Origin of the sequence: Bacillus sp. FSL K6-0268, from assembly GCF_038005425.1 — a bacterium.
Taxonomy (GTDB): domain Bacteria; phylum Bacillota; class Bacilli; order Bacillales; family Bacillaceae_G; genus Bacillus_A; species Bacillus_A thuringiensis_S.
This window is the reverse complement of record NZ_JBBOTF010000001.1, coordinates 1,697,905-1,710,952: the sequence shown is the minus strand read 5'-3', so window position 1 is coordinate 1,710,952 and position 13,048 is coordinate 1,697,905. Positions and strand designations below refer to the sequence as shown.

The window sequence follows — 13,048 nt, the reverse complement described above, 5'->3', positions numbered from 1 at the left end:
GGACGGGTGTGTTTAAATGGAAAAGATGAAAAATGTTATCCAATCGTTAAAAACGTGGCATAAGTTAGTAATTGGTGCTGCGCTTTTAGCGATTGTAACAGGAGCACTTTTATACTTCACCTTGCCAGATAAATATGTTGTTGTATATCAAAATTTAAATGATACAGATAAACAAGAGATTACAGCAGAATTATCGAAGTTAGGTGTCGATTATCAATTAGCGGCCGATGGTTCGATTCGTGTGCAAAAGAATGATGCTCCATGGGTTCGAAAAGAAATGAATGGGATGGGCTTACCGTTTAATTCTAAAAGCGGTGAGGAAATTTTATTAGAAAGCTCGCTCGGTTCAAGTGAGCAAGATAAAAAAATGAAGCAAATTGTCGGTACGAAGAAGCAATTGGAGCAAGATATTGTAAGAAACTTTGCGACAGTTGAAACGGCAAATGTTCAAATTACATTGCCTGAAAAAGAGACAATTTTTGATGAAGAAAAAGCAAAAGGAACAGCGGCGATTACAATTGGGGTGAAGCGTGGCCAATTGTTAACAGCTGATCAAGTTGCAGGTATACAGCAAATGATAAGTGCAGCAGTTCCTGGTGTAAAGGCAGAAGAAGTAAGCGTTATTGATAGTAAAAAAGGTGTTATCTCAAAAGGGACAGATGAAGCACATTCTAGTAGTTCTTCTTCTTATGAGAAAGAAGTAGAGATGCAGCACCAACTTGAAGGTAAATTAAAACAAGATATTGATGCAACGTTAATGACGATGTTTAAACCGAATGAATATAAAGTGAATACGAAAGTATCTGTAAACTACGATGAAGTTACACGTCAGTCAGAGAAATATGGTGATAAAGGTGTACTTCGTAGTAAACAAGAGCAAGAGGAAAGCTCTACTGCGCAAGAAGGGGCAGATCCGAAGCAAGGTGCTGGTATTACAGCGAACGGTGAAGTGCCAAACTACGGTACGAACAATAATCAAAATGGTAAAGTTGTCTATGATAATAAAAATGGTAACAAAATCGAAAACTATGAAATAGATAAAACAGTTGAAACAATTAAGAAACACCCAGAATTAACGAAAACAAATGTTGTTGTATGGGTAGATAATGATACGCTAGTAAAACGTAGAATGGATATGACAACTTTTAAAGAAGCAATCGGAACAGCGGCAGGACTTCAAGCTGATCCGAACGGTAACTTTATAAATGGTCAAGTTAACGTTGTAACTGTTCAGTTCGATCAGCCGAAAGTCGAAAAAGAGAAAGAGCCAGAAAAAAGTGGCATGAACTGGTGGTTATTCGGTGGAATTACAGCTGGCTTATTAGCGATCGGTGGTCTAGTATGGTTCTTATTAGCAAGACGTAAGAGAAAGAAAGAAGAAGAAGAGGAATATGAAGAATATTTAGCAGAAGATGAAATTGCTGCAAGTAATGAAAGTATCTTGGAAATTCCTGAAGAAAAAATAGTGCCAGAGCCAAAACCTGAACCAGAAGAACCGAAAGAACCAACGTTAGATGAACAAGTGCAGGATGCTACGAAAGAACATGTAGAAGGTACTGCAAAAGTAATTAAAAAATGGCTAAACGGACAGTAAGGGAGGAACAACGATGTTAGATGAAATCTCCTCCAAAGAAAAAGCTGCCATCCTTATTCGTACATTAGAAGAAGGGGTGGCAGCAAAAGTCATTGAATATATGACAGCTGAGGAAAAAGAAGTATTACTTCGTGAAATCGCGAAGTTTCGTGTATATAAACCAGAAACGTTAGAAAATGTACTGGGAGAGTTCTTATATGAACTAAATGTAAAAGAATTGAACTTAGTCACTCCAGATAAAGAATACATTCGTCGCATATTTAAAAACATGCCAGAAGACGAACTGGAAAAATTATTGGAAGACCTTTGGTATAACAAAGATAATCCATTTGAATTCTTAAATTCACTTACAGATTTAGAGCCACTTCTTACAGTGCTTAATGATGAATCACCACAAACAATTGCAATTATCGCTTCTTATATTAAACCGCAGCTTGCTTCTCAATTAATTGAGAGATTGCCAGATCATAAACGAGTAGAGACGGTAATGGGTATTGCGAAGTTAGAACAAGTTGATGGTGAATTAATTAATCAAATTGGTGAGTTGTTAAAATCGAAATTAAATAATATGGCATTCAGTGCAATTAATAAAACTGATGGCTTGAAAACAATCGTAAACATTTTAAATAATGTTTCACGTGGTGTTGAAAAAACAGTCTTTCAAAAGCTGGATGAAGTCGATTATGAGTTATCTGAGAAAATTAAAGAAAATATGTTTGTCTTTGAAGACTTACTTGGTCTTGAAGATCTTGCGCTTCGCCGTGTATTAGAAGAAATTACAGATAACGGTGTTCTTGCGAAAGCACTTAAAATTGCAAAAGAAGAAATTAAAGAGAAACTATTTACATGTATGTCTTCAAACCGTAAAGAGATGATTCTAGAAGAATTAGATGGCTTAGGACCGCTTAAGATGACGGATGCTGAAAAAGCACAGCAAACGATCACTGGTACAGTGAAAAAGCTAGAGAAAGAAGGAAGAATTATCGTTCAAAGAGGTGAAGAGGATGTCCTTATTTAAAAACAGAATTCCGAAGAATTCTGTTTCTTTTTCTGAAGAAACGTATGAATTACAATTTCCAAAACCAGCTTCAGTTCAAATAGAAGAGGAAGAATTACAAGCTGATCATGCAGAGCTTCGCGCCCAGCAAGAGTCATTACATATGGAAATGAATCAGCTAAGGCAAGAGAAGCAAATACTAGAACGAGAGCGGCAGCAGTTATTACAAGATAAAGAACAATTTCAAATGCATATTCATGAACAAATGGAACAGATGGAAGCAGCGCGTGTGCAGTTTCAAAAAGAACAACAAGAAACAGCGTATGAATGGACAGAGTTATTATGGGATCAATCTTTTCATCTAGCAGAAAAAATCGTGAATCAAGCGGTAGATTCACGATTGCTTGATGTGTTACCTATTTTAACTGGCATCGTGCAAACATTGCCAACTTCGTTTGAAAAATTAATCATTACAGTACATCCAGAAACGTTTGAACGTATTCAAGAAGAGAAGGAAAATACGAAAGAATATTGGTTGCTACAATTAGTAGAATGGAAATATGATTTCTCCCTGCAGTTTGGTGAATTTGTTCTGGAAGAAGAGAAAGAGTTCTTTGAATTTAAATTTGCACCTATATTTGCGAAACTTCGTCAGAAATGGGAAGAAGAGAAGTTATTTGAGGAGCAAAATGTATGAGCCGTCTGTTAATGAATGAGAACGAAAAATGGAATAAGTTCATTGAAACACCACTGTATACGAAAGTAGGCAAAGTTCATAGTGTACAAGAACAGTTTTTCGTAGCAAAAGGGCCGAAAGCGAAGATTGGAGATGTTTGCTTCGTTGGAGAACATAAGGTCTTATGTGAAGTGATTGCCATTGAAAAAGAAAATAATATGCTACTTCCATTTGAACAGACAGAAAAAGTATGTTATGGAGATTCAGTGACATTAATTTCAGAAGATGTTGTTGTACCACGTGGTAATCACTTACTCGGAAAAGTGCTAAGTGCAAATGGTGAAGTGTTAAATGAGGACGCTGAAAACGTGCCATTACAGAAAATAAAATTAGATGCGCCGCCTATACATGCATTTGAACGTGAAGAGATTACTGATGTATTTGAAACAGGAATAAAATCAATTGATTCTATGCTAACAATTGGTATCGGTCAAAAGATTGGTATTTTTGCTGGGTCAGGTGTTGGTAAATCAACTTTACTTGGAATGATAGCAAAAAATGCAAAAGCGGATATAAACGTTATTAGTTTAGTAGGAGAACGTGGCCGGGAAGTAAAAGACTTTATTCGAAAAGAGTTAGGCGAGGAAGGGATGCGAAAAAGCGTCGTTGTTGTAGCGACGTCAGATGAAAGTCACCTTATGCAACTTCGTGCCGCGAAACTCGCAACGTCTATTGCTGAATACTTCCGTGATCAAGGCAATAACGTACTACTTATGATGGACTCTGTTACTCGTTTCGCCGATGCCCGTAGAAGTGTTGATATTGCTGTTAAAGAGTTACCGATTGGTGGTAAAACACTGTTAATGGAAAGTTATATGAAGAAGCTGTTAGAGCGGTCCGGAAAAACGCAAAAGGGATCTATAACAGGTATTTATACGGTGCTTGTTGATGGGGACGATTTAAATGGTCCTGTACCAGATTTAGCACGTGGTATTTTAGATGGACATATTGTATTAAAGCGTGAGCTTGCAACGCTTAGTCATTATCCTGCAATTTCAGTATTAGATTCAGTAAGTAGGATTATGGAAGAAATTGTTTCGCCACATCATTGGCAACTTGCAAATGAAATGAGGAAAATTTTATCAATTTATAAAGAAAATGAATTGTATTTTAAGTTAGGAACGATTCAAGAAAATGAAGAAAATGCTTATATTTTTGAATGTAAAAATAAAGTAGAAGGTATAAATACATTTTTAAAGCAAGGTCGATCGGATAGTTTCCAATTTGATGATATCGTTCAAGCGATACACCATATAGTATAAGGCCTCTGCCTAAGAGGTCTTATTTTTTTGTTTTTTAATATTTCACAGATTTTTTTGGAAAAAAACTATATAATAGAAAAAGAGAACGTTATAATAGGAAGGGGCTATGAAAACAGGTGGATAAACAGCAGTACGACACAATAAAATTGCAAATAAATCAAGAAAAAGAAAATATTTTAAAAGAAGTGTATGAATTAACAGCTGAAAAAAGAAAAATAGAACAAAAAAAAGAATATGATTTATATGTTGTGAAATCGCGTAGTAAAGTCGTACAAACTGGGCAACGTATTATGGCGGGCATGCTTTCTTCACATACGTTTTCACCTGAAAGAATAGAAGAATGGAATCGAAAAATTAAAAAAACGGAAGGTTTTATTCAAAAAAATGAAAGCCTTTTAGAGCAAGTAAAAGAAAAAGAACGTGTCATTGATGAGATGTATCAAGAAGATTGCAAAAAGCTTGCGAAAGCACAAGAAAAGCTGGAAGAAAAAATGCTTCTGGATTTGAAAATGTGTATGAATGGATGAGGTGAATGTAGTGATACAGTCTGTATTACCGGTGCAACAAAGTTTACCTCCGCAAAAAGACAAAGGGCTAGAAATACAATCAAAAAATGAAGATTCTTCATTCGATCGTACGATGAGAATGGAAAATAAAAAACAGCCGCAAACGGAGAAAACGAAACGAGAAGAAGCACCAACAGAAGAGAAAAAAGATTATATTCTTTCTAAAAAATCGGTAACGAAAGAAGAGCCTATTGTAAAGAAAGAAGAAAAAAAAGAGACAGAACAGTTGTTATTAGCTGTATCTGAGCAAATGGTTGCAATTGAGCAATTACATGTGCTGCCGGAATTGTTATATCAATACATACAAAAAATACAAGAGCTATATAAAGAATATGGCAATATTAAACTTAATGAATTACCTGCAGCTGAATTACAACAATTACAAGAACTTCTTTCAAATATGAATATCAAAAATGCTATATGTTTAGAAGATACAATGCAAATGGTATTAGATAAAATGAAGATGCCGGAGCAAACGATGCAAGCATTGAAGGTTGTAGAAACAGAAACTTGTAATATTGCAAAGAAACAAGAAGAGTTTAAAGACGTAGATCTTCCGAAAGGTGAGAGCGATGATGCAAAGGTAGAGTTGCCAGAGGTTGATGCATTAAATGATTCGAGCTCTACAGGTGCAGAGTTATTAAATAAAACGACGAGTACCGAACAAGTAGGGAAATCAAATAGTGGTGCTGAGAAAGTTTCATTACCTGACTTAGGAAAGAAAATGGAAGCACAAGTAGAAGCGCTGCAAAAATTTGTAGTGAAACAAGAACGTGTTTTATTTCAGTTAAATCCAGAAAAACTTGGTACATTAACAGTGTTTATGAAAAAACACGGAGATCAAATTGATGTTCACGTAGAAATGGAAAAACACGATGCGAAAAAACGTGTTGAAATCATTTTTGATGAATTGAAATTAAAGTTAAAAGAAAAAGAAATCAATATTCAAATTAGCTATTCAGATAAAGATGAAAATCGTAAAGAACAGCGAGAACAAGAGCAAAGGCAAAAACAGAAATTAGCAAATACAAATCATGAAAAACAACAATCAACAGAATTTGCGGGATTATTGGAGGAATAAAGCGTGCCAACAGTTGGATTAAATACAACGAGTACAAATCATATTCCGTTACAAGCAGGAGCGCAAAAAAGTAATGTACCTGTTAATGGTGTACAATCGCCAGTGCAACAAAGTAATGGAGTTTCGGCAGGAGCGCAAAAGACTCCTGGGGTAATGGGGAAAGATGATTTCCTAAAATTGTTTTTATCAAGTTTCCAACATCAAGATCCATTTAATGCGATGGATATGAATCAAATGATGAATCAGACAGCGCAGTTATCTCTTATGGAACAAGTACAGAATATGACGAAAGCAGTAGATAAGCTGCAATCAACGATGTATTCAACAGCACTTGATGGTGGAATGAAGTTTTTAGGTAAATACGTAAGAGGTGTTGACGGTGACGGAAACAAAGTAACCGGTCAAGTAGAAACAGTTCGCCTTGCGGAAAATAACGATGTACAGCTCGTTATTAATAATAAGGTTGTATCTCTTCGTTTCGTTGAGAGAGTGTCTGATAAACCGATTGGGGAAACGAACCCAGAAGACGCAAAGAAAGACGATCAAAAAGTAACTGAAGAAGTAAAAACTACAAATTCATAAGGAGTGTCCATACGTTATGATTAAAGCGTTATATACAAGTATTACAGGGATGAATGCAACACAAAATGCATTAAGTGTAACTTCAAATAATATTGCCAATGCACAAACAGTAGGTTATAAAAAACAAAAAGCAATGTTTGATGATTTACTATATAACAATTCGATTGGTGCAAAAGGTGACGGTAAATACGCAGGAACAAATCCGAAAAGTATTGGTAACGGTGTGAAAATGAGTGGTACAGTTACGGATTATAGTGATGGTACAATTACGTTAACAGGTGGCAAAACACAAGCCGCAATGGAAGGTAATGGTTTCTTCGTTGTAGGTGATTCAAAAGGCGGAAATATGGAATTTACTCGTAAAGGTACGTTTGGGATATCTTCAGATTACTATATTACGAATACTGAAGGTCAATATGTATTTGCATACCCTGCGAATGAGGCAACTGGTGAAGTTGATTTATCTGGAATTCCAGGACCGTTGCAAATTCCAATGGGAACAGCAATTGGTGGTATTCGAACATCGAAAGGGACAATTAAAGGTAATATTCCAACTGGTGAAAAACAAATTACACAAGATTTACCTGTATATGATAATGCGGGGAATACATGGACAATGCGTGTCGAGTTTAAACAAACGAGCGAACATAATTATACATATAAAGTACAAATGCGTAATGACTCGAAAAAAGAAACAGAGTTTAAGGATGTTCCAGGTGCAGGTGGTAATATGACATTTGATGCTGTTGGAAATCCAAATCCGAAAGAGCAAGGGGCCAATATTCCATTTGATGGCGGCTCTATAAAATTAGACTTAAGTCATTTAACAAACCATCCAACAGATAAAACATTATCAGTAACAGACGTAGATGGTAGAGCAGCAGCGACGGTTAAAGATTGTTTCATTGCTGACGGTGGATATGTGATGGTAAAATATTCTGATGGAAGTATGAAATCAGCTGGTCAATTAGCTGTTGCGATGTTCCCGAACGAAGGCGGACTAATGAAAACAGGTAATGGTAACTATACAGCGACGAATACAACAGGTATTTTAGCTCTTGGTGCATCTGGTCAAAACGGTGCGGGTAAAGTACGCGGTGGTGCACAAGAAGGTGCCAATGTAGATTTATCTGTAGAATTCGTTGACTTAATGTTATACCAACGCGGATTCCAAGGAAATGCGAAAGTGATTAAAGTTTCAGATGAAGTATTAAATGAAGTTGTAAACTTAATTCGATAATATATCGCATGGAAAAAATGTAATGGAGTAGGAAGGGTTTTTTATTCGTATGACAAGACAAGAGCGAATTTTACAATTGCCTTTTTTCGAAAATAAACGTGAACTTGCCGAGCAAGTATTAAAAATAGAACGAGAAGAGCATGTATATTTACCAGATCAATTTGAAATTAAGCAAGTGCCTCCATATTCATTTGGCGAAAAACAAGCAATCATTGGCCGCATCCATGAGTTTTATTTCATAAGTGTTGGTAGCGATAGCGTTTGGAAGTATCAACTGTTTAAGGATGAGATGAAGTGTCGTGAGTTTTTTGTTATGTTGCCAAATATTACGGATCAGCAGATAGCGTTTTGGTTTAATAACATAGAGTTATTGAAAAGTTCTTAAAAAGATCTAAAAAGCTCTTTTTAGGATTGACGAGAGGGCCCAGCGTTGTTTTGGAGCGGTTAGTGCCTAATAGGGACTCGACTGGTGTGTAAGGACAGAGGTATGGAGAGCTACTAGGGTAGTATAAGAAGAGGTAAGCAAAGTTTAGTGTGGATAAACAGTTATGGTCCAGAAGAGCTCCTAGTAGTAAGAATAGAGCTATGGAGGCGTACTGAGATGGTTGGGGATGAGATAATCATTTCATAGTAGGCTAGTGCCTTCTGGATAGTATGTGACGATAGATTTTTATAAAAGGAGAGGTGAGGAGGATGGCGCAAAATAAGTATCGCGTTACATTCATTTCGCCGAGTGAGGTTGAACAGCGGACTGTAATGGCGGCGAATAGTTTGCCAGATTTAATTCGTAAAGTAGAAAGTATTATCGCAGATCCAAACGGTTATTTTGTAAATGATAAAAAAAATAATTGCTATTTTAAAGTGATTAAAGAAAATGTTACGTTTATTCAATATGAGTTACTATTTTCGGATAAGGAAATTCATATTGAAAAATTAAAACATATAGCACCGGTGGTATTAAAACGATTATTCGAAGAAATAAATGACCCGGAATTATATGCACTTGCGCTACTTGATGTTGATATAGCAACGAAAGAATATGTGCTAGCAGAAATGAATTCTGAGCTGAGAATAAGAGTAGAGACCGAGCTTTCGAAAAAATGGGAAGCAATGCCGACGGAAGTTGTAGGAGCACAAGAAGTGTTATTAGAGGCACTTGCTTCGTTTATACAAGATTAATTGTTTTTTTATAAAATGAATCGTTCGACTATCTATATTTTTTATATAGGTAGTTGACTTTTTCGCTTTTATAAAGCTTAATAATTAGATATACGGAATTAATGGAAGGGGAGCGACACCTTTATGTCACAAGCACAAAGTATTTTATTAGAAAGCGGAACAAATGAATTAGAGATTGTTACGTACACTGTTGGTGAAAACCTATTTAGTATTAATGTAATGAAAGTACGTGAAATCATTAATCCATTCCCTGTTACAACTGTGCCAGAATCTCATCATGCAGTTGAAGGTGTTGTTCAAGTACGTGGTGAAATTTTACCTGTTATTAACTTAGCAATGGCTCTTAATTTAAAGTCAACAAAGCCACTTGATCAAACGAAATTTATCATCTCAGAATTAAACCAAATGAAAGTTATTTTCCGCGTTGATGAAGTGCATCGTATTCAACGTATTTCGTGGGAACAAATTGATGAACCAGCTTCATTATCTATGGGACTAGAAGAAACGACATCTGGTATTGTAAAACTAGATGGCAAAATCATCTTACTATTAGATTATGAAAAAATTGTATGTGAAATTAGCGGCACTGGTTATGACAATAAATCAATTGCAGGGTTAGAACAAAAAACAGATCGAGCTGAAAAAGTAATTTATATTGCAGAAGATTCAGCAATGCTTCGCCAAATATTAGAAGAAACATTATCATCAGCTGGATATACGAAAATGAACTTCTTCAGCAATGGTGCAGAAGCGTTAGCGCAAATTGAAAAATTAGCGAAAGAGCAAGGCGAAAAAATGTTTGAACATATTCACTTGCTAATTACGGATATTGAAATGCCAAAAATGGATGGACATCATTTAACGAAAGTGGTTAAGGATAGTGAAGTAATGAATCGTTTACCAGTCATTATTTTCTCTTCATTAATTACAAATGAATTATTCCATAAAGGTGAAGCTGTAGGAGCAAATGCTCAAGTAAGTAAGCCAGATATTCAAGAGCTAATTGGTTTAGTTGATAAGTTAGTACTTTAAAAGCCTCTATTTAGCCAGAATAGAAGCTCTAGCTAAGTGTTGAGCAGTCAGTGCTTAATAGAGCCCTATGCGATGTTGAGACCAGACATATGGAGTGGTTATAGGTAAGTAGAAGAGCTGGCGTATAACATTTTTCTATTTAGTAGGAATAGGGGAACTACTTATGTAAGGAAGTTTTTAGTGATTAATAGAGTCTTATGCGATGTGAGTTCAGAGGTATGAAGTAGTTTTAGGTAAGAAGAAGTGAGACTTTGATTGAGGATCTGAAGACTGGATTTATAACTCTATTCTGTTAGAGAGGGGAAGGAATTAGCCAATGCTACATATGGCTAATTCCTTTTTAGTATTCTATACTTTAAGCTGGTAGAAAAATGAAAGGTTTCTTGGGTGTTTGTCGCTGTATGTATGAATAATCTTTATTTAGAGATTTTTGATTTAAAAATATAAGCAAACGTATTTTCGATGGTTATTTTAGTAATATTTCGTGGTAACGCAAATTTTTTCGGTGAAAAAATATTCAAAATACCATATAATATAATTAAATGTAATTAATATGCAATTTTACATATTAATAAAAAACATTTTCCGAATTTTTATACTTTCTATACATTTTTGTATGTTAATTATTTGACAGATAATTTCGAACTGTTATAATATGGATATGTAAAAATTGCTATTTTCTTAAAAGACATGGGAGTCAGATGAGAATTGTGAAAGGATGAGGGGGAGTGGCACAGATTATGTATCACCACACAGCAATTAATGTATTAGGTCTTTTACAAAACATGTCAAATAATAAAATGAACGATATGCAACTAGAGGTGGAATTTAAAAAAATAGAAAAAGAATTCCAAGTAAAGTATGAAGAATTACTTGATTTACATAATAGAATGGTATTATTTCAAATAGATATAGAAAAAAATGGCGGAATGCGAGCGTACGAAAAATCAGCAATTACATGGCTAAAATCTGAACTAGAGCTACTGTATGAAGTGTATCAATTTTGTCAGCGTCACGGTTTAAACATTTTAAATATTTCAAAATACGTAAGTAAAAATGAACTAAATCTTTTTCCAAAAACAGAAAGTCAATTGCAAAATACGTATTATAAATTGAAAAAACGTGAAATACCGTTTGAAAATATTGAAAAACAAAAACCAGGACGAAAGCGAAAATATATACCAGTAAAAGAGACAATCGTTGCAAGAAAACAAGAAAACGAGTACGAATTAAAAGAAGAAATCCAGCATAAAGAGGATGAAAAAAATCTTGTAACAGTTATATCTGGTATCGTTGATAATTTTGAAACGATTAATCAATGTAGTGAAAGGAAAGAAGACGAACTACATCAGTTTATGGAAGGTATTTATAAGCTTTCTAGCATGGCAGCAGGGCGTTCTAGGGAAGCGAAGAATACACGTAGTCTAGAAGGTGAATTGCAGTCGTTACAACTAGAAAATGAAAGGCTAAAACGAGAGAAAGAAGAGCTTGTACAAGATATTAAAGGCATGACGCAGCTTTTAATTCATTTCATTACAAGTTCTGATATCGATCAAATTCGTAAATTACCAACTTTCGTACAAGATTGTAAAATGGAATTACATAAACTAGGGCTATATAATGCACAAGACGGTAAAATGAAAATTATGGTTGATCGTAGCGGACAAGTTATGACCGTAACACAGTAATAAAAATTGGGTACAAAATAAAAGGGAGATACATAGTTTATATGTATTTCCCTTTTATTTTGTATGGAATCGTTCCGAAGAAGGAAGATGAATTTTTACGATTGTAGTAGTTTAGAAACTATTTGCGGAATTTGATTTGCTTGTGAAACCATACTAAGGGCAACTTCAGTTAATAATTTGAACTTTAAAAAATCACTTATCTCCTGCGCCATGTCTGCATCTTCAACTTGAGATGCAGTATCTGTTAACGCCATACTTTGGCTATTTAAATTTTCAATATTGAACTGTAAACGATTTATCATAGAGCCAAGGTCGGCACGATGAAGTGATACATTTTGTAAAGCCTCTTCAATTTTAAGAATCGCCGCTCTTGCTTCTTGTTCTGTTGAAATCTTGATGTCATGTTGTGTAGGGGAAGGGGGAATATGTTTCGTCATATTTATTGTATGACCGATATCGTCTAATGTAATAGGGCGGTTTTGACCGTCAAATACGGATAAATCATTAAACTCAGTCGTCTCGCCAATATAGCCAATTTGTTCTGCTAAAGACTGAAACTCTTTATTCAGCGAATGACGGTTTTTATTTGAATTCGTACCGTTCGCAGATTGAACGGCTAAATCACGCATACGCTGTAAAATATTTGTCACAGTTTAAAGGGCAGCTTCTGCCGTGCGAAGCATCGATATCGCATCCTCATTATTACGAATCGCCACGCGCATACCACTCGCTCTCGCATGCATACGAGTCACAATGGCAATATTAGTGGGATTATCCGAAGCGTTGTTGAACTTCTTACCAGTCGCCAAATGCTCCATTGCAACATTCATACGCTTCTCATTCTCATACAACGACTGCCTAGCATTCATACTCAAAACATTCGTACCAATACGCATAATAGACACTCCTTATAGATTGATATAGTCAGTGTTCTAAAGCTAATAAACGGTTATGAAAAAATAAAAAGGCTTATGCTTATTTGCTATTTGTGTTTTAGCATAAGAGGGGATCAAGATAAGCACTAACCGCTTCTATGCACCGCAGATGCTCTCTTCCATCAAAAAAAAGAAGTTTTTATAAAAAATAAACCT

Annotated in this window: 12 protein-coding genes and 1 pseudogene; 12 read left to right on the top strand and 1 reads right to left on the bottom strand. The window is 35.2% G+C overall.

Annotated features, from left to right (window positions below; genetic code table 11):
- Window positions 1-16 precede the first annotated feature (16 nt).
- The 12 genes from fliF (at window position 17) to MHI28_RS08530 (ending at window position 11,957) form a co-directional block, all read left to right on the top strand.
- Window positions 17-1,594, top strand: a complete 1,578-nt coding sequence (gene fliF / locus MHI28_RS08585; RefSeq protein ID WP_000413949.1) for a flagellar basal-body MS-ring/collar protein FliF — start codon at window positions 17-19, stop codon at window positions 1,592-1,594.
- Between the two features lie 13 nt (window positions 1,595-1,607).
- Window positions 1,608-2,612: a flagellar motor switch protein FliG gene (gene fliG / locus MHI28_RS08580; protein ID WP_000883364.1), complete on the top strand. Its 1,005-nt coding sequence runs from the start codon at window positions 1,608-1,610 to the stop codon at window positions 2,610-2,612.
- Window positions 2,599-3,288 (top strand): FliH/SctL family protein, encoded by a 690-nt coding sequence (locus MHI28_RS08575; protein WP_000051687.1) that lies wholly within the window; start codon window positions 2,599-2,601, stop codon window positions 3,286-3,288. Before fliG ends, MHI28_RS08575 begins: the two co-directional genes overlap by 14 nt.
- Complete coding sequence (gene fliI, locus MHI28_RS08570) at window positions 3,285-4,589, top strand: flagellar protein export ATPase FliI (protein ID WP_079245321.1); 1,305 nt, start codon at window positions 3,285-3,287, stop codon at window positions 4,587-4,589. The genes MHI28_RS08575 and fliI overlap by 4 nt, the downstream gene beginning before the upstream one ends.
- A gap of 116 nt (window positions 4,590-4,705) precedes the next feature.
- The gene (locus MHI28_RS08565; protein ID WP_000360864.1) at window positions 4,706-5,116 is read left to right on the top strand and encodes a hypothetical protein; all 411 of its coding nucleotides are present in this window, start codon (window positions 4,706-4,708) and stop codon (window positions 5,114-5,116) included.
- Between the two features lie 10 nt (window positions 5,117-5,126).
- Window positions 5,127-6,236 (top strand): flagellar hook-length control protein FliK, encoded by a 1,110-nt coding sequence (locus MHI28_RS08560; RefSeq protein WP_340827753.1) that lies wholly within the window; start codon window positions 5,127-5,129, stop codon window positions 6,234-6,236.
- A gap of 3 nt (window positions 6,237-6,239) precedes the next feature.
- The gene (locus MHI28_RS08555; protein ID WP_001143462.1) at window positions 6,240-6,818 is read left to right on the top strand and encodes a flagellar hook assembly protein FlgD; all 579 of its coding nucleotides are present in this window, start codon (window positions 6,240-6,242) and stop codon (window positions 6,816-6,818) included.
- Window positions 6,819-6,834: 16 nt separating this feature from the next.
- Window positions 6,835-8,058, top strand: coding sequence for a flagellar hook protein FlgE (locus MHI28_RS08550; protein WP_000588320.1), 1,224 nt, complete (start codon window positions 6,835-6,837; stop codon window positions 8,056-8,058).
- 49 nt (window positions 8,059-8,107) lie between these two features.
- On the top strand, window positions 8,108-8,443 hold the full coding sequence (locus MHI28_RS08545) for a DUF3964 family protein (protein WP_000198167.1): 336 nt from the start codon (window positions 8,108-8,110) through the stop codon (window positions 8,441-8,443).
- Window positions 8,444-8,751: 308 nt separating this feature from the next.
- A complete protein-coding gene (locus MHI28_RS08540) occupies window positions 8,752-9,237 on the top strand; it encodes a hypothetical protein (protein WP_000068299.1) in 486 nt (161 codons plus the stop codon).
- A gap of 123 nt (window positions 9,238-9,360) precedes the next feature.
- On the top strand, window positions 9,361-10,269 hold the full coding sequence (locus MHI28_RS08535) for a chemotaxis protein (protein ID WP_000075943.1): 909 nt from the start codon (window positions 9,361-9,363) through the stop codon (window positions 10,267-10,269).
- A gap of 740 nt (window positions 10,270-11,009) precedes the next feature.
- On the top strand, window positions 11,010-11,957 hold the full coding sequence (locus MHI28_RS08530) for a DNA-binding domain-containing protein (protein ID WP_000274679.1): 948 nt from the start codon (window positions 11,010-11,012) through the stop codon (window positions 11,955-11,957).
- A gap of 95 nt (window positions 11,958-12,052) precedes the next feature.
- On the opposite strand, the pseudogene MHI28_RS08525 reads toward MHI28_RS08530, so the two are convergent.
- Window positions 12,053-12,853: pseudogene (locus MHI28_RS08525) on the bottom strand (flagellin N-terminal helical domain-containing protein).
- Window positions 12,854-13,048 lie beyond the last annotated feature (195 nt).